The following is an 18,036-nucleotide window of genomic DNA, read 5'->3' as shown; positions in this document are numbered from 1 at the left end:
GTGCGTGAGTAAGAGGGTGATAGCGTTCGGATATTTCTGCTTACTCCTGCTTGATTGGTCGATAACTATGGGGCTCGTAGCAGTGTTTCCGATTGGGGATGTCCCTCCCCACAGCCGTGCTGGGTGGAGTTTCTCCACCCGTTGTTACACCGCTACAGAGCTATGCGGAACCTCCGGAAATCGCCCTCCTAGACTCACATAGCGTCCCGGCGATTCGTATCGTATGGCAACCCGAAGACCAGTCCAGCGAGGTATCGAACAGGCTGCAATCAGCCGTGTCCTCGAGTATCTCCACCGAGAACACGAGAAAGGGCTCGTCATCATCCCATTGGTGGAACTCTCAGAAGCGACAGCGATCGATCCGGAGACTGCTGAGGCTGTGATGCGGCGACTCGAGCAGACGGGTCCATTCGACGTCGAGCCGATCGAGTACGGGGAGATTCGCTGGCGGGTAGAGGGGTGTGTCTACGACATCGATGGGTGGGACTGCACAGACTGGAATCTGGACTGACGTGACGACGAAGCTCTCGTGGCCCGTTATCTGATTCAGATCGTCTGCATCGGGAGGGGGATAGTTTCGATGGGATGGGACTGAACCAGCCGTAAGGAGTAGCCTGCTTACTGAGCGAACGCTTGTTACTCAACCGAGCGCGATCAGTTCCTGACGTGTAGTGACGATACAAAGGCTATCGATAGGAATCGCATATTCGACGGGCTCGTGGAAACTGTATCGTTCGATAATCGTACCATCAGTACAGTCGATAACGAGTAGTTCATCCGCAGAAGGGACGTATGCAGTTTCGCCGGCTACCGTCGGCTGCCGAGGGTTTTCGACACCCGTCTCGAAATCCCATACTTCCTCTCCAGTCGTGCTGTCGAGAGCGTACAGAACAGACGGCTCGTCAATCGTATATTCCTCGCTCGCTAGCAGCCTCTCGCCAGTAAACGCGACTGGTTTCAGTGATGCAGGCCCATACACGCCTCCACCTCTTTCGATTGGGTCTGGTTGACTTGACGTTTCGACCCACTCGATTTCACCAGATTCGAGACGAAGCGCGAGTAGCCGGCCCCCGTATGTGGAGATGAAAACAAGCTCCTCCCCGACGACGATCTCCTCTCGAATCGCATCCCTGATAGCATCCTCATTTGGATGGAAGTACGATGAGACATCTTGTTTCCACCGCGTCTCGCCAGTCTCAGCATCTACCGCGGCAAGTTCTCCATCTGTCCCCACGTTCACAATGAGAAGGCCACCCGCGGCTGTCGCACTCGCTCGTGGCTCTTCGTCGAAGCTTTCACGCCAACAGATAGTTCCTCGTTGGGCATCCAGCGCAACGATCTCGTCTCCACTGTGTATGAATAGATGTCCTGTCTGGAGTGAGAGCGTCACCCTCCTTCCGGTTACGTCGGTGCGCCAGCGTTCGGCTCGACTCTGTGTGGCTACCGCCTTGGAGATCGTCTCTTCTCCGTCCTGCCACTGAGCAAGAAAGAGATTGTCTCCGCCCGACAGGAGTGGTGGGCCGTATCGGCCAGTCGCAGCTAGCTGACTCCACTCTTGCGTTCCAGAAAACAGATTGTAGGACGCGAGCCGGGTATTGTCTCCATCGTTTGTCTGGATGAAGACCGATCCGTTGGTCACAATCGGATGACCGGGTCGGCTGAACTTCAACGACTGGCGCCATCGTTCAGTTAATCCCGTGGGCGGTGCACTTTCTGCTGGTGCTGTCCGAGTGTTCCCTCCATTGTAATTGGGAACTGACCATTCGACTGGAGAGGTATCCAGTGGGGTCGGGGTACAGTCATCCTGTGGGATTTTGCCATACCCGTAGCCAGCAATTGCACTTACACTTGCAACAGTCCCGCAAGCGGCCAATAACTGCCGTCGAGAAAACGTATCCGTTCGACCAGTGGAGGGCATTACTACAACGAATTCTTCCGCCAGGATAGCTCTTAGTTTCTCCTCAACAGGCGAACAGCCCCATTGAACTATCCTTTCTGAGTCCGGCGATTTCTAGACGACTCATTGACCTTTGCCTGATCGATTTTTCTAAGCAATATCTCATTCCTATTTAGAGTGGTATGTTTACTCCCTGGACCGACCGATCTGCGAGTAAGATGGTTTCAGTGCGGCGAGACTGAATCAGCCGCGAGACTCAGCCTGCAAATGGACCACCTAAGCATAGTCACAGTCACTGCGTTCATCAGGGACGGAATGGGATTAGTTGCGAAATATGATATAGAGAAGTCCGCCTGTACCGGTTACAAGTATTCCAGCAGCGAGCATCAGTGACCGATATCCGTCAACGGTGCTCACGAAGAATGTCTCAGCAACGAACGTGAAGCCGACCGCCCCGATCGTCTGTCCAAGACGGAGCATACTGGTTCGCATCCCCATCATCCCAGCACGAAGATCCTCCGAGACAAGCGTGACCACCTTCATATCAATGGACGGCAACGCGAGCCCGAGCCCGATACCGAAGGCGAGTAACGCGATCGCTATCGACCCTGTCGTAGACGACCGCCAGACGAGAAGCAAGCCCGAGCCGAAGGCGACGAATCCCAACGAGATCAACTCCGGGGCGGTCCGACGTTTGGAGATCCGCCCGTACAGCGACGACGTGACGGCATTCGCCAGCGCTGCGACGGCCAGTATCAACCCGATTGCTGAAGAGGTCAATCCGAACTCGTCACTCAACAGCAGCGGCAACGCCGTGACCACGGCACCATAGTAGATGAACACCGCCAAGAACATCGCCGCGAAGAGCGCGAGTGCTTCCGGCAGCTGAACCACGCCATAGATCCGGGTGATGTACGTAGAGAGCTGCACCTCTGACGCACCTGTTGCCCCGTCTAACGCTATCAATGCGAGAATCCCAACGGGGATGGCAATCCCGAAGAAGAGGAATGGGACACTCCAACGTAGCGTTGCGAGGGCACCACCGAGTAGCGGATAGAAGGCTGCACCAATGCCGATCATACTGCCGTTCATGCCGATGAGGGTATCGCGGCGATTCCCCTCGTAGATATCACCGATCAGGGTGACCGCGAGCATCACGAGTGCGGTGGCCCCGATGCCTTGGAGGAACCGCAGCCCTAATGCCACGTACAGATTCGTCGTGAAGGCGATGCCAGCGCCTGCGATGCCGAACGTGAAGAGGAGTGGGACCAGCACCCACTTGCGACCGATTCGGTCGGCTGCGTATCCGATGAAGGGGGTAATGAAGATGCCAGGGATCGAATAGGCGGTGATGAAGAGGCCGACTGCTGCATCTGAGATACCGAAAACCGGGCGAAGTTCGGGGAGCAGTGGGCTGATCAGTGATACGCCCATGACACCGATCAACGAACTGGAGATGATGACATAGAAGACGGCCGAGTGCCACGGGATTTCCGACCCAGCTGTGTCTCCGGTCGGGTCTTCGTCCATAACCGATACAGATGAGACCGAGGTGTGTTTCGCTTATAGGACTGCGGTTTCCGGAGACGTGGTCATCTGTATTCCAGAGCGACCGCTAACTGAACCACCTATACCGACCGAATCAAGAGTCAATTCGTTTCAGTCCGACTAGACTGCATCAGCCGTGAGATCCAGCCTGCATACCGCCGATTCAACAATAACGCATTCGGTACTAACCAATATCCGTTTCTTCCAATTCTTTTTGTAGCTGGTAAAAACTTTCAACCGAATATCTGACAACTGGGGGTTAGTGGTACTCCGGTATGACTCCTCTCCAGCGAATCGCGACACCCAATCCTTCCTTCCACTTCATACCTGACCAGCGCTGCGCTACGCACCAATGAATACGAAACACGCAGTACCCGTCATCCTCATCGCATTAGCGGTCACAATCACGCTCGTGCCTGTCGTAGCTGGACAATCCGGGAACGACACAGACAACGAAACTGGACCCGGTGTCGGGCAAAACGACTCGCAGCAAACACCAACACCTTCCGAGACCAGTACTCCACCACAATCAACTCCAGACACCCCGGCCCAGACTGCGACACCAGCGCCAGACACCCCGGACCCGACACCAGCACCAGACCCGACAACGACAGCGACACCAGCACCAGACCCGACAACGACAGCGACACCAGCACCAGACCCGACAACGACAGCGACACCAGCACCAGACCCGACAACGACAGCGACACCAGCACCAGACCCGACAACGACACCAACATCGACAGAGAGCGACGGGAACGGCGCGATAGCCGATGATGGTGAGATCGTCGAATGCACCACGATCGAAGACGATGGGACGTACGAGCTCGGAAGCGACCTGCAAGGCAATCCCGATGACGCCTGCCTGATCGTGAATGCGGACGTCCAGATTTATGGGAACGGCCACACCTTGGAAGGACCCGGTGACGGCGATACGGTCGGGATACGAGCGGAGAGCGGTTCAGTCCGTATCTTCGACATCACTCTCACGAGCTGGGATGGAATAGCTATCGAACATATCCGTGGTGAATTCCGCATCGAGGACTCCGTCGTTCGAAATAACGGGGACGGGTATCTCCGAAAACGGAGGGCTGTGACAGACATACAGAACGTCGAATTCACGAACAACGACGGAACCGGAGTAGCGACTCGATATTCTAAGGGATTCCGTGCACACGACATCGTCGCCTCCAATAACGGTGGGACAGGAATCAGCCTCTGGGGTGGCGGGAACGCAGTCGTGACAAGCTCCGAATTCAACAATAACGACGGCAACGGACTTCTCATAGGCGACCGGGTCACCGCTGAGCTATCTAATGTCGAAGTTAACGGCAACGACCACTCCGGACTAACAATCTCCAGTTCGCAATACGCCGTGAGAGTTTCCATGGACGACAGTTCGATCACCAACAACGGCGGAGACGGCATCAACGGATTATCCGGCCTGACAGACGAATTCAAACGGCAAATCACACTGGAGAACGTCAACATCCAAGGCAACGATGGGAAGACAATCACCGCATACGATCCGAGCGATACCGAACTCGAACACGGGACACTCGTGGAAGCCACGGATGTTACACTCGACGGTGGCCTCACAGTAGACTTCGACCAACAGTTCGTTACGCTCGGCACTAAACCAGTCGAAGGCGCAACTACCGACGCACTGAACATCACTGGTAACGACTCTACCGCAATCACGACCGAGTTCCACGTGGGGGCTGACACAGGAGAATTGTGGCTTAGAGCCGATGGTGAGTGGGAGAATCACGGCGAGTACGGGACGAGCAATGGTGCCTTCCAAGAGACGCTCGGCGAGGGCGCGTGGATAGCCAACGCAGTCACGCAAGAATCCGGTTCCTCGACACCCAGTGGAACCCCGGCTCCCGAATCGGTCGACACGCCAGAATCCACACCCGGAGTACAACCCAATAATCCCAGCAGTCCAGCCCCGGGTGCGGGTGCGCCAAGGACTCCCGGCTCCGAGGACCCCACTACACCACCAACCGACACCGATACACCCCGATCTGGGACATCACCCCCCTCGCCAACACCAGGTGACGGGACTGACGACCCGGGGACGGGTGGCTCGAATGCGAGTACAGATGACTCGGGGGAGTCCTCACCGGGCGACGGGACAGGGTTCACTGGACTGGCAGCCCTCATCGCTCTCCTGAGCACGACGCTCCTGGTGAGAAGGCAACGATAAGCCACCAGAGGGGCGTTCATCGCCGCTCTTGCAGGGAATGGATGGCTCCATTGGGGGTCGGACGCTACGCAGGCTGTACCGACCGACCCATTCGATCCCTGTACAGACTGAACTGGAGGACGGATGCATCCAATGCAACGAGGTTGAAACAGCTGAACTACTCGGCTTGCTTATCTATCGATAGAGAGATTTTGGCCAATAGAGACGAAGAGAGTATACCAGACGGTCACCCATCTGTGTCGGAATCTCCATCGTCAGCATCTGCATCAGCATCTGTTCCATCCGAATCAGCGTCTCCATCGTCACTATCGGAATCACTGTCCCCGTCATCGCTATCCATGCCGGCACCCGAACTCGTCCTCGAATCGGCACGGTCGGTAGCTGACTCTGATGAGCTTGGCGTTTTTCCGGCATCAGCATCAAGACTATAGAGGATAAGAGGGGGGCAGATATAGGCGGCAATCGCCAGCAACACAAAGAGTCGGTCGATGAAGATAAGCAGTCCAAATGCGGTAAGCGCCGCCGCTGAAGCTGTAAGTATCGCGGTATGGGTGTATTCACGGTAATACTCCCACAATCCGTGCAGCCATCGTGCTGTTGCTGCTACCGACCCCTTTCCGGCTGCTATCAGAGGCATACATAACGGGTTAGTGATACAGAACTAAAACACTCAGCTAAACCTCGATACTAGGCGCCTGTTCTACAATGACCGATTCACAGGATTAGCCTCGGGCAAGTGTCCTTCCGTCCAACCCCATTCTCCGACACTTCAGGATCTATGAGCGCTCTCCGCTAGGTCGCTACGACAGACTGTAGGTCCCGATACCGCTTTCGGACGGTCACTGCCGCAACGTCCGCTGCCGTGGCGATCGTCTCCTGCTTGATGTACTCGCCCGTCTGCCGTGAGGCAAGATAGAGGGCTCCCGCTGCAGCCCCCATCGGGTTCTGGCCGTTCGCGACGGCTCGATCGTCAGCCCGCTCGAGTAGTTCCCGAGCGCGGCGTTCCGTCTCGGTGTGTGCGTCGACGGCCGAAGCGATCTGCGGGAGATACTGCTTCGGACCGACAGGTGGCACCGGAAGATCCAGCTCCCGGTTCAAGATTCCGTAGCTGTGACGAATCCGATCGAGAGACATCTTCGAGACCGTCGCGATCGCCTCGAAGGGCCGTGGCTGTTCATTGAGCCGACACACCGCGTAGACGCACGCTGCAGCGATTGCTTCGATCGACCGCCCGCGGAGCAGGTCGTTGTTCTGTGCCGTTCGAAACAGCTGACAAGCCTGATCACGGATACTCCGACCCAGACCGAGGGCAGCCGTCATCCGCCGGATATCCACCAATCCCTGGATCTGGTTTCGATCGGCCGTCGAGTCCGCCTTCGCCCGCTTGTGCTCCCGTCGAAGGCGGACGAGCTGTCGTCGCTTCTCCTGTGACAGTTGCCGGCCACTGCTGTCTCGATTCCAGCCAATCTCGGTGCCGATGCCACGGTCGTGCCGCGCGACTGTGTTCGGCGACCCCGTCCGTCGGCTGTTCGTCTGGTCGTCAGCGAACTCGCGCCACTCCGGTCCGTGGTCGATCTGTTCGTCGTCGATGACCAGCCCACAATCTTCACAGATGGTTTCATAGGCGTTGGTCGTCACGCGCCCACTGCACTCCGGACACGTGTTCTGGTCGGCTTGCTGTACGTCTTCGTCGAACGTTCGCTCGTAGGTATCTCTCGAAGCCATCTCACGTCACGAGGCACGCAATCCTGCGCCCCTCGCCCGTCAGGGGGCAGAAAAACCGTTCTCCAACGCACACGTTCGGAACTCAAACCGAGGTGGTACATTTACCATTCCTCGGTATCTTGCATCCAACCAGCAGATGGCCGTTCTAGACGAACTCTCGGGCTACGAGTTCGAGGACCTCATGGAAGACGTCTTCCGCGAACTCGGCTACGAGAACGTCCGGCAGGCTGACCGGACGGCCGACGAGGGGCGGGACATCATGATGGAAGAGGTCGTCGACGGGACCCGTCGAGCGATTGTCGTCGAATGCAAACACACTGCCACCGTTGGCCGGCCGGTCCTCCAGAAGCTCCACTCGGCAGTCGCGACGTTCGACTTCGACGGCCCGAAACGCGGGATGATCGCGACCACCGGCCGGTTCACGAACCCTGCCCAGGAGTACGCAGAAGCATTACGACGCAACGACGACCCGTATCCGATCGAACTCCTCGATGGCACCGATCTCCGCTCGGTCGCCGACGAGATCGGTCTCGACCTCTACAACGGCCGCATCGAGATCCTCTGTGACGAGACTCTCCGACCGCACGATTCGACGAACCCCGTCTCGGCGCCACTCAAGGAAACCTTCGCGGACGTCGAGAACATCGACTCCGATGCCCTCCCAGAACCGCATACAGCAGTGACGTTCCGGCCTGTCGTTGCCGTGACGGCCGACACGAACGCGGTCTTCGAGACGTCGGTCGGCGTCATCCACCGAATCAATGACCGGAATCGCGTGGTCGTCCACGCCGAACCAGGCCGGCCATCGGTCGCCGACAGCGACGTCGCCAACCTCGTCTTCCGAAACCGCAACGCGACGGTCAAACTCGAGGACGACAGCTTCACGTCCGTCTTCGACGAGGTCGAAACGCGGCGCTTCGGGAAGACCCAGACCGAGTACAAAGACTGGTCCGTCGAGCAGTTACAGGACCATCACCGGACCACCGTACGGTACACCGGCGACAACAACGTGACGTACACCAAGACCTGCGAACCGAACCGTTCGGATATCTCGGTTCAATCAATCGAACCGGTATACCTGCCGCAGGTACGTCAGGAAGTGACCCTCCAGGAATACGACTACCCCTACGAGTACTTCGCTGCCGGGCCATCCAGAGTCACAATTGCCGACGGCGTCCACCGGTGCGTCCATTGCGACACCTCCGGCGGAAGCGAGACGTACACCTACTGCGAGAACTGCGGGAGTATCAGCTGCGAACGCCACACGAAAACCGAGCGACTGGAAGGGGAGCCGATCTGTACGGGCTGTGCAGTAACGGAGACGTTCATGTTCAGCACGAAGTACTTCTACGACGAGGCGAACCTGGATGCCTTCCGCGGGGTCTACGCCGAGATGCCGATCCACGAGAAGGCGATGGAGAACCCCAAGCTCATGGCTGGCGTCGCCCTGCTGCTGTTCGGAAGTCTGTTCGCCCTCCTCACCGTGGCCGGCATCGTCTGAGAGGCGAGCGCTTTGCCGTCTCGCCGACTGTAGCTTTACATGGCGGGGGCACCATGTGAGTCTATGGCAGACCCACTCGATTATTCTGCGCTCGAACGTGGGCGGGACTGTAACTACTGGGAGTACGACCGGGCGCTCCAGCGGACGGTCGAACGACGGTGCGACGCTGACGGCCTCGAAGACCTCCTCTCGTCGTTCGGGGAACTGATCGGAACCACTGTCACGAACAACGCCGACGTAGTCGAGGAGAATCCACCTGAACTCCGGACGTACGACCGGAACGGCGAGCGGATCAACGAGGTCGACTACCATCCTGCCCACCTGGAGAATGAACGACTCGTCTACGAACACGGCGTGATCGCCAACCGGTTCTCGGCACCACCAGGCATGGACGAACCCCTCTCGCAGGTCGCCCACCTCGCCCAGTTCTATCTCATGGACTGCAGTTCGAGCGTCGGACTCAGCTGTCCAGCGGCGATGACCGGCGGCGCCGCGATCGTCCTCGAGAAGTTCGACGACGGGACGCTGGACGAGTACTACGACGCGCTGACGACGCGTGAGTACGACGACCTGGAGACCGGCGCAATGTTCCTTACTGAGAAGCAGGGTGGCTCGGACGTCGGCGCCAACGAGGTTCGCGCAGAACCGACAGATGACGAGAGGATCTACGAATTGTACGGCGAGAAGTGGTTCTGCTCGAATATCGACTCCAGTGCAGCGCTAGTGCTTGCCCGCCGTCCGGACGCCCCAGCCGGCACCGAGGGGCTCTCGCTGTTCCTATTCGACCGAGAGACGACCGACGGCGAGTTGAACGATATGGAGTATCGTCGGCTCAAGGACAAACTCGGCACGAAGAGCGTCCCGACCGGCGAGATCGAATTCGAAGGCGCAGAGGCGTCTCTCGTCGGCGAACCCGAGCGGGGCTTCAAGTACATGTCCGAGATGCTCAACGTCGAGCGATTGTACAACGCCATCGGGAGCATCGGCGGGATGGGGCGGTCGCTGCTCGAAGCGAAGGTCCACACGGCAAACCGAGAGGCGTTCGGGGGCAAGCTTGCTGAGCAGCCACTGATGCAGCGTGACCTCGTCAACATGGCCGTCGATCACGAGGCAGCGATGGCAGTTACGTTCGAGGCGGCCGCACAGTTCGGCGCCAGGGAACGCGCCCTCAAGCAGGGTGACGAAGACCATGCGGCCCACGCCCTGATGCGGATCTTGATTCCCGTCGCGAAGTACAAGACTGCCCGAATGGCCGTCGACACCGCCACCTACGCGATGGAGATCCGCGGCGGCAACGGCTACGTCGAGGAGTTCGTCAACCCGCGACTCCTTCGGAACGCACAGGTGCTGCCCATCTGGGAGGGTCCTTCGAACATCATGGCGCTGGACGTTCTGCGGGCGATGGTCTCCGAACAGGCCCATGAATCCCTTCTGACTGAACTGGAGACGCGGCTCGACGAGATCGACGAATCCGCTCTCGAAGCCACCGTGGAGACGGCCAGGGACGAACTCGATGGTCTCGAAGATGCGTTCGGTACGATCGCGACCGCGGGGAGGGACACCGCTCAATTCGAGGCAAAAGAACTTGCCGACTACATCTTCGACGTCACTGCCGCAGTCCTCCTTCTGGAACGGGCCGAGTGGAGCCTCGAACGGAACGACGATGCGAGGGAGGCACTCGTTGCGGAGTGGTTCATCCGACGCGAACTCCAAGCACGCGACGCCCGAGGCATCGCGGGTCGGTCCCGTCTCAGTGACCACGAGTTCGACGCGATAATCCGGTTCAATCCCGTTACGCCTGGACAGGTCCGTCCGGTAAGCGCCGACGACTGAACACGTCCTCGAAGCAGACGTTTCCGAATTATCCCTTCAACGATCCACAGCAGTAGACTCAGGACACCATCGATATCGCTCTAAATCAGTCAAACTACTAGATGGTAGACATAGATGCCGTTATCCTTACTCGCCGGGCCACTCGTCGGCGTCAAATGGGTCGCCGTCCAGGAACGCGGCGATCCCTTCGCGTGCGTCGTCGGTCGCGCAGACGGCCGCGAATCGCTCGTTGGAGTACTCGATGGCATCGTGGTAGTCCATGTCGGCCATCTCGTAGAAGGCTGTCTTGCCCATCTGGACGGCCATCGGGCTCTTCGAGGCGATCGTCTCCGCAAGTTCTCGTGCGGCATCGACGTGTTCGCCTGACGGGACGACGCGGTTGAGTAGTCCCCAGTCCGCCGCCGTCGCGGCGTCGATCAGGTTGCCGGTGAGCAGCAGTTCGAGACACCGTTTCCGGGGTCAGCGTCTCCCGCAGTGGAACGGCCGGGCCCATACAGAACAGGCCGACCTTCGGGGCAGTCGCGCCGAGTTTCGTATCCTCGGCGGCGACGGCGAGATCGCTCGCGGCGAGGAGTCCGATCCCGTTCGCCGCGGCGTGGCCGTGAGCGGCGGCCACGACCGGGGTTCCGATCTCCGCGAGCGTGTGGAACGGCTGTTCCATCTGGCTGACCCAGGTCTCGTAAGCGTCCTCTCCGTCGAGGGAAGCGTGCTCGGAGACATCGATGCCAGCGGAGAACGCGTCTCCGTTCCCGACGATCACGATTGCGCGGACTGCTGGGTCCTCGTCGAGACGGTGGAGGGCGTCATCGAGATCGTGTGCGAGCTTCGTGCTAAAGGTGTTCAATTGCTCGGGTCTGTCGAGATGGATTGTGGCAACGTAGCCGTCCTGACTGACCTCAACGGCAGTGTCTTCGGTTGATGATTCTGTAGTCATGGCTACGCTATACGGGAGCCAGCGGGAATATGTATTGCCCGCAGTAATGAAATAGAGTTTCTATTCGACTACAGAACAACTGTCAACGGCGACCTGGCGTCGCTTGTCGCGCGTTTCGTGGAGTATTCCGGGGACGCAAGAAGGGTGAAGAACCCATCAGGGTCGAAAGCCATCTCGACGAACGGAATCAGATCTTCTCGTATGCATCGAGAGCTGTCCTCCATACGGAACCGTATACCAACACGGCGAGTGCGACTTCAGATATCCGGGCCATCCTCAGGGCGTTATTGATGCATAGCAAACGATTCGGCGTAGACTTCGTCGATGATTTTGACAAACTCATCCTGAGTTACTACCAAATCAAGAAACGCCTCCTCTAACGTCTCCGTATACGCCTGGAAGAAGTCGTCAGAACCGCTCTGACGAATGTCGTATCTCGTTGTGAAGAGATTTCCTTTGGATTTTGTGATGGATGGCAATTCAGCCACGGCCGGGAGAGCGCTTCTCAGCTCCTCTTCACGGGCAGCGAGGTTTCTGTTGAACGCCGTCCTGAACTCTGTAGAATTCGCTGAGGAATGCCAGAACTGTATCTCCAGGGTTCCGTCCTCGAGAGCCAGGTCGCGATTTTGCTTCAGTCGATGGTAGAGGCTCACGCCGGCCATCTCACCGTTATCCGGTTTGACGAAGGTGTTCGATAGCGTATCAGTGCGTCTCCACCAGCCGTCCTTCAGGATTCCACCCCAGTCAGACATCCCCTGTCGGAAGATCCATCGATCTCGCTCGCCGTCCCCTCCGCCGAATTCCACAGCTGCATAGCGGTCCGGGATATCTGGGTCGTCGACGACCTCAGCTGTGTCCAGGGTCCCCGCGAGCCGTGTCCCCCAATTGTTCGTGAAGTCAGCCCACTGACTCTCGAATGCATCCTGCGCCGCTGCGATCTCGTCGTAATAATCGACGTACAGTTTCGCCTTCTCCTGGAGATTCTCCTCGTATTCTGTCATGGTTAGTTCACTCCGGATCGTCCCGATGAAGTCATTGAGCTGTGCTGTCGTTCGCGCGGGATACTCGCCGTGACTCTCGGCAAGGAACGACTGGAGGATAGATACGACCCACTCCCACGAGATCGGTACGAATTCGTCTGCCTGCGGTGGGGCAGCGCCGTCAGGCGCCAAGTAGAGATAGTAGTGGCCTTCCTCCGGAACGTCGTTCTTTGAGAGGCCGATTCCATCGAATTCGTCCAGATCGACGTATGCCTGGGTCTGTCCGCTACCCTCAGGTGAGCCGATTTTGAGTTCCCAACAGAGGAACCACTCCTCGTTACTCCAGAGGACTGCATCGGGACGGCCTCTTGAAGTACTGACCTCTTGCTCGACTCGAACATCCTCGAGATCGAACCTGGAGAACGTGTACTCGAGATCGTCGCGTTCGGATAGTTCAGTGAGGAATCGATCCAACAGTTCGTGTCCGAGCCCATGCGACTCGTCTGGTGAGAGAAAGTGGAAGAGCAGTCGTTGCCAGTCCTGTTCCTGGTGACTGCGACCGAGAACCTCGAGAATTGACGGGGGCGGCGCTTTCGCTTCGGGGAGGATGTCAAGATGATTCTTGAGATCCTCGAGGCGATCTTCGAGCGCTGTTGGCACAATTTAGCATGGTCTTGTTTTCATATTGAAAGTACCGGGGGAGAGAAGATGCCTACGAACGCTACGATTAGTCTCTACGCTTTCAATCGACGAAATCACACTGCGAATAGTGAAGAATACGGCGCAGGCTATCATACGATAGCAGCAGAAACTAGCGACGACAATTACGAATCTGAGCTCAGAGTTGCGGATCCTGAACCTCCCGAACTGGTAGTATCGGCTGTCGAATTACCCGAGATTGGGTCACACGACGAGTCCCTATCAGGAGACATCGAACTCCATAATAGAGGAGATCTAACTGCTGAGCAATCAGTCACGTTATCGGTCGATGGTGACATAGTAGCATCTCGGGAGATCACGCTCGAAGGTGGAAACCGGGAAGATATCTCGATGTATATCGATGAGGAGGTGTTCTTCAGTGGCCATTACCGCGTTGATATCGAAACTGAAGATGACTCAGTTAACCGGGATATCGAGATCGAGAATCCCAATCCCTACGGGAAAGAGACGCTCACTGTCTGTTTGAATCAGAAAGTTCCTGCGCGACACGACATCGATCAGATCGTGCAAGAGGCGCTCAGCTATTGGGAGAACAAATCCGAGCAATATGCCGGCTATCCGGTAGAATACAAATACCGTCCAAACACCTCAGATCCGGATGTAGAGATCTCCCTGGTCGAAGAGATTAGGAACTGCGGAGGGAATTCTGGGGATGGTATCGCGGGTTGTGCTCATTACGTCCAGGAGTCTGCTCCATCAACGGTAGAAATCAGTCTCGTAGATGGTTATCGTCAGGAATGGATGACGACCATTCTGAAACACGAATTAGGTCATACACTCGGTATAGGCCATGGAGAAGAACCGGCCCATATCATGAGTGATGACATTGAAGACCGAATTCCTGATTACCGGGCCCGGAATGACGCGATTGGCCAGTATACAGGGTTCTTCGATCCTTATGGCAATGGCCAAGACGCATTATCGAACGCCCTCGACGCGTATGGCAGGCGGGATTACGCTGCTAGCGAATCTGCAGCTATAGATTCCGCTAATTATTTCGAAACTGCAAGAAGCCGAGTCATCGACACGCGACGCACCGCGAATCGATTGGACGAGTCTGACGCGTATGCCTTAGCAGAGGAGACAGCTGAGCACATCTACCTTCTTCGATTGACTGCTGAAGAGACAATAGAAATGGCCCGAGAAGCTGCCTACAGGGGGAATCCGGAGCCTCACCGGCAGGCTGCTATGGACTATCTTGAAAAAGCAGAACGCTACCAGTTACACGAGCCATCGGAACTTATGCGTGCCTTCGGGCTGCCTGTGAAAGAGTGAATCACGACGAGGAAGATGCGCGATATTTCGCTTGAATTGCTGCAGTACCCTTCTACGGGTAATATTGCTCAATAGTCGTATACTGAGATACTCTTGCACCTGCTCAACGGCTGAGAAAAATTCTCTTGTACCAGTAGCCACGAGCGAGAGCTAATGACGCTAAGCGGGGACGAAGATTTCGTGTACGTTAATGGCGAACCCGTAGCGACAGATGCGGACGTCGAGGAGTTGGAAGAGAAATTGGAGAAGGCCGAAAGGAAGGCTAAGAGGCGGACAATTGCCGGGCTACTCTTTTCAGCTTTGACTTTCGTGGTCGGTCTACTAATCTGAGCACTACCGAGGTTCTACAGATTGGTTGGTTTAGATGGCTCCTGTGAGGCGATCCCGTGATAGCGAGCTTACCCTCGCAATTGTATAGACCGGGATTCCGGTCCAACTCCTGGTGGACTGAAAGGGCGAGGCGTGCTCGCGACGCAGTGGAGTCGTCTCAGCGACCTCTCTCCGAACGGAGATCCCGCGAGCGGAGCGAGCGGGAGCCGTGGAAGGCGAGCGAAGCGAGTCTTCCTGAGTGAGGAGATGTCGCTGAGCGAGTGCGAGCGCGCCGAGGGCTTTCGAGGTTGTGCAGCAAAAGTAGCCCCAATCCCGAGAGGAGAGATATGATCTTCCGGCCTCAGTTTCAGGAACAGCACCTAGAGCCGATCGAGGTACTGCCGTCGCTGTTCCATTTTCTCGCGCTTTGTCCGCTGGTCGTAGTGCCGTTCAAGAACGTCCTGGCTGACGTTGGCTCGATCACCGACTGCTGTTTCGGGGATTTCTTCGTTCAGGTGGTGTGTGATGCTACCGCGGCGGAACGGATGTGAACTCACACTCGAGGGGCATTTCGATGCATGGCCGGTATCCATCGCCTCGCAATCATCTGGATCACGGTCGTGGGGACAATCGTTGCTGTAGACACAGGGACGGGTCCACTGGTAGCATTTCTTCCCGATGGTCGACGTCGCGATCCGACCCTGGGCTGTCGCAAGTAATGGCCGTCGCCCATGCTCGTCCGCCACGTCCGGCCGGCGATCCTGGAGCCAGTCGTCGAGCAAGCTGCACTGCCAGCCCGTGAGCGCGATGAGCCGTTCGCCGCGCTGGCCGTTCTTGATCGGCGTGTCAGTCTCCGGCCGGTGGAGGATCTCGAGGCACTGGTCCTCTCGATGATAGTCACGCACATCGAGCCCATGCGCAGCGCCGCGTCGCATCATCGTTTGCCACAGCAAGGAGAGCAACACGTGGTCGAGCGATGCGTAGTAGTACGTCTCGAGATACGAGAGAACCTCTTCTGCGTCCTCGGGGTCCAGCATCACGTCCCGAGCCTCGTCAGTCCTGTCGATGGCGGGCGACCAGACGTTCTCGTGGAAATCCTTCGGGACGCCCTCGATCGATTCGAGCCATCGGAGGAACACGCGAAGCGTATCCATCTGGCAGTTCTCACTCGCGGGTGCCAGGTCGCCGTCATTTCGGCGCCAGATCCGGTACTCGTTGAGGTCGCGACCGGTCAACTCGTTCAGGTTCGTGATGCCCTCCTCCTCACACCACTTGACGAAGAACTGGAGCCGCGACCGATGGGACCGCAGGGTACTACTGGCGACTTCGCGTTCTCGATCCGCGAGGTACAGTTCAACTGCCGCCTGGGGTTCGATCGGTTCGAGGTCCATGGATTGTATGCGGGGAACCGATGGGGAGCTACCGAGCTCCTTGGCTCTAATTTCCCGAAGTGGAGGTAGGTGTCCTTGGGCACGAGTCTTCTCACCAACTTGCTTCAAAATCGCCAGGTGGGACCCTCGAAAGTCGAGTATCCACTCGGCGTGATCAGTTTTTTGTCTACATCGCCTCAAGAGCAAGATCGGCGAAATCTAGCAATACAGGAAGGTTTCGCCTGACCTCTTCGAGAAGAGTTCCTGCCTCAGAGACAGAGTCCACATCGACGTTCACACCGGAGGTTGTCTCACCAGCGGTAGTGAAACTGACAGAGGCCCTCGTTTTTGAGTTACATCTAACAAAACAGAACTTATCTTCGACGACCACAGTTGCGGTGATCTGACCGACCAGAAGTTCAAAAGTCGGGTGGCCGGCACCCCCTTGATAGAAATCAATTACGTCACCCTCGAATTGATCGGCCGCGATCATAACATCAGCATAGTACTCATTCTCGATGCGGTCGATGGCCTCCGCCCGCGAGGCGAACCACTGGTATCCGTCTCCACCCGGGCTGTGGCGGTTCACAACCGCTTGCTGGCGAGTCGATAGGGATGCGGCCTCGTCCCGCTTCAGTGGCGGGAGACCACCATTATCCGCATATTCATTCGCCCACCCAGGAGGAACCTGAAAATCATGCCACGGCTCGGTTGCTTTCTCGACTGTCACGTACTCGATTTCGAAATCGTTGGGATTGACGGCGGTTGGGAAGTTTGCCTTGTAGACCTCGAGAGAGTAGTCGCAAGCCGCTTCGAATGCCTCCTCGGCTTCTATGCCTGGTGCATGATGACTGCGTCCCGCGATAGTCCGATAGTAGAACGCCCGTGGGGACTCCGCTTGTTTCAGACTCGGTTCGGGTGAGCCAACACGCTGTCCTATCCAACGGTTCGGGAACCCGTCGTCGTCGGGTTCGTATCGTCGAAAGTTTACCTCGGAGACACCGATTTCCGACCCCCACCGCTCGTAGAGATCATGGCTCAGTCGATACAGTTCGCCTTCCCGAAGACGGCCATCGATTTTCGGGAATTGATGCGTCTCTCCGTCCCGGTCAGTAACCTCGATATACTCGTAGATGCGGTCGCCGTTCCACGTGATGTATCCAGTAGTGCCTTCACCGAAGTACTGCTGAGCAATTCTATCTAAGGTGTCGTTGCCACTCGATTCGAATCCAGGCGTTTCAACGGGCGTATATCCATCGCGTCGTAATTCTGTCGCATAGGAACCGTCTTGCTGCTCGAGACGGGTTCTGAAAGTACCAACATCGCCGACGACGTCCGGGTGGGTTGAGAGATATTGAATCAGTGTCTCTATCTCGACTGATTCAACCGATTGGACTGAGATCTCTTTCTCCACTTCCTCTGGGTCTGCACTGCGTGGATGCCCTTCGTCGAGTGTATAGAGGTCGCGTATCTGGCGAAGCGGATGAACAATCGCCCAGGGGAGACGATCACCGTCGCTGTAACTGCACGTTTCAGTGAGATACTCGAGCGCTCGCTGGTCGATTTGATAGGTGATAAAACCGACTTCAGGGGGCTTCGCGGTGATGTAATAATCCGTCTGCCGCGGGTGGACGGTGGTCGATTTGTCTTTCCGCTCGCTAAGTGTTGGCATCCCGTACGTGAACAGCCATGACCAATCGACAAGAATCTTGGTACGAAATGAACCGTTGACAGG

General features: G+C 57.2%; 15 protein-coding genes and 1 pseudogene. 6 read left to right on the top strand and 10 right to left on the bottom strand.

What is annotated here, in order from left to right; genetic code table 11:
* Positions 1-223: 223 nt before the first annotated feature.
* On the top strand, positions 224-511 hold the full coding sequence (locus tag HWV07_RS15620; RefSeq protein ID WP_178335203.1) for a hypothetical protein: 288 nt from the start codon (positions 224-226) through the stop codon (positions 509-511).
* A 129-nt stretch (positions 512-640) separates the two neighbouring features.
* Here the strand turns inward: HWV07_RS15620 and HWV07_RS15615 are convergent, their stop codons facing one another.
* From HWV07_RS15615 to HWV07_RS15605, 3 genes are all read right to left on the bottom strand, one after another.
* Entirely contained in the window at positions 641-1,639 is a 999-nt protein-coding gene (locus HWV07_RS15615) for a PQQ-binding-like beta-propeller repeat protein (RefSeq protein WP_178335202.1), read from the bottom strand.
* Between the two features lie 579 nt (positions 1,640-2,218).
* Positions 2,219-3,427, bottom strand: coding sequence for an MFS transporter (locus HWV07_RS15610; RefSeq protein ID WP_178335201.1), 1,209 nt, complete (start codon positions 3,425-3,427; stop codon positions 2,219-2,221).
* A gap of 422 nt (positions 3,428-3,849) precedes the next feature.
* The gene (locus HWV07_RS15605; RefSeq protein ID WP_178335200.1) at positions 3,850-4,185 is read right to left on the bottom strand and encodes a hypothetical protein; all 336 of its coding nucleotides are present in this window, start codon (positions 4,183-4,185) and stop codon (positions 3,850-3,852) included.
* A 131-nt stretch (positions 4,186-4,316) separates the two neighbouring features.
* Here HWV07_RS15605 and HWV07_RS15600 point away from each other — a divergent pair, with 131 nt between their 5' ends.
* Positions 4,317-5,654 carry a right-handed parallel beta-helix repeat-containing protein gene (locus tag HWV07_RS15600; protein ID WP_178335199.1) on the top strand — a complete coding sequence of 446 codons (1,338 nt, stop codon included), beginning with the start codon at positions 4,317-4,319 and terminating at the stop codon, positions 5,652-5,654.
* 226 nt (positions 5,655-5,880) lie between these two features.
* Here HWV07_RS15600 and HWV07_RS15595 read toward each other — a convergent pair whose 3' ends face one another.
* Positions 5,881-6,291, bottom strand: coding sequence for a hypothetical protein (locus HWV07_RS15595; RefSeq protein ID WP_211694149.1), 411 nt, complete (start codon positions 6,289-6,291; stop codon positions 5,881-5,883).
* Positions 6,292-6,446: 155 nt separating this feature from the next.
* Positions 6,447-7,379 carry a transcription initiation factor IIB gene (locus tag HWV07_RS15590; protein WP_178335198.1) on the bottom strand — a complete coding sequence of 311 codons (933 nt, stop codon included), beginning with the start codon at positions 7,377-7,379 and terminating at the stop codon, positions 6,447-6,449.
* Positions 7,380-7,515: 136 nt separating this feature from the next.
* Between HWV07_RS15590 and HWV07_RS15585 the strand changes: the two genes are divergently transcribed.
* Both HWV07_RS15585 and HWV07_RS15580 read left to right on the top strand, forming a co-directional pair.
* Positions 7,516-8,880 (top strand): restriction endonuclease, encoded by a 1,365-nt coding sequence (locus HWV07_RS15585; protein ID WP_178335197.1) that lies wholly within the window; start codon positions 7,516-7,518, stop codon positions 8,878-8,880.
* 63 nt (positions 8,881-8,943) lie between these two features.
* Complete coding sequence (locus HWV07_RS15580) at positions 8,944-10,713, top strand: acyl-CoA dehydrogenase family protein (RefSeq protein WP_178335196.1); 1,770 nt, start codon at positions 8,944-8,946, stop codon at positions 10,711-10,713.
* Between the two features lie 126 nt (positions 10,714-10,839).
* Here HWV07_RS15580 and HWV07_RS19965 read toward each other — a convergent pair whose 3' ends face one another.
* The 3 genes and pseudogenes from HWV07_RS19965 to HWV07_RS15570 form a co-directional block, all read right to left on the bottom strand.
* Entirely contained in the window at positions 10,840-11,130 is a 291-nt protein-coding gene (locus HWV07_RS19965; RefSeq protein WP_281362341.1) for an enoyl-CoA hydratase/isomerase family protein, read from the bottom strand.
* 136 nt (positions 11,131-11,266) lie between these two features.
* A pseudogene (locus tag HWV07_RS20160) lies at positions 11,267-11,647 on the bottom strand (enoyl-CoA hydratase/isomerase family protein); the annotation flags it as partial.
* A gap of 284 nt (positions 11,648-11,931) precedes the next feature.
* A complete protein-coding gene (locus tag HWV07_RS15570; protein ID WP_178335195.1) occupies positions 11,932-13,287 on the bottom strand; it encodes a PD-(D/E)XK nuclease family protein in 1,356 nt (451 codons plus the stop codon).
* Here HWV07_RS15570 and HWV07_RS15565 point away from each other — a divergent pair.
* The gene (locus HWV07_RS15565; RefSeq protein ID WP_178335194.1) at positions 13,243-14,622 is read left to right on the top strand and encodes a matrixin family metalloprotease; all 1,380 of its coding nucleotides are present in this window, start codon (positions 13,243-13,245) and stop codon (positions 14,620-14,622) included. The two genes, HWV07_RS15570 and HWV07_RS15565, sit on opposite strands and share 45 nt — an antisense overlap.
* A gap of 153 nt (positions 14,623-14,775) precedes the next feature.
* Positions 14,776-14,952, top strand: a complete 177-nt coding sequence (locus tag HWV07_RS15560; protein WP_178335193.1) for a hypothetical protein — start codon at positions 14,776-14,778, stop codon at positions 14,950-14,952.
* Positions 14,953-15,311: 359 nt separating this feature from the next.
* On the opposite strand, the gene HWV07_RS15555 is transcribed toward HWV07_RS15560, so the two are convergent.
* A complete protein-coding gene (locus HWV07_RS15555) occupies positions 15,312-16,322 on the bottom strand; it encodes a tyrosine-type recombinase/integrase (protein WP_178335192.1) in 1,011 nt (336 codons plus the stop codon).
* Between the two features lie 166 nt (positions 16,323-16,488).
* Positions 16,489-17,973, bottom strand: a complete 1,485-nt coding sequence (locus tag HWV07_RS15550; protein ID WP_178335191.1) for a hypothetical protein — start codon at positions 17,971-17,973, stop codon at positions 16,489-16,491.
* Between the last annotated feature and the right edge of the window lie 63 nt (positions 17,974-18,036).

The organism is Natronomonas salina, assembly GCF_013391105.1.
Classification (GTDB): Archaea; Halobacteriota; Halobacteria; order Halobacteriales; family Haloarculaceae; genus Natronomonas; species Natronomonas salina.
Note: the sequence above shows the minus strand (reverse complement) of the source record. Positions and strands in the feature narration are given on the sequence as shown.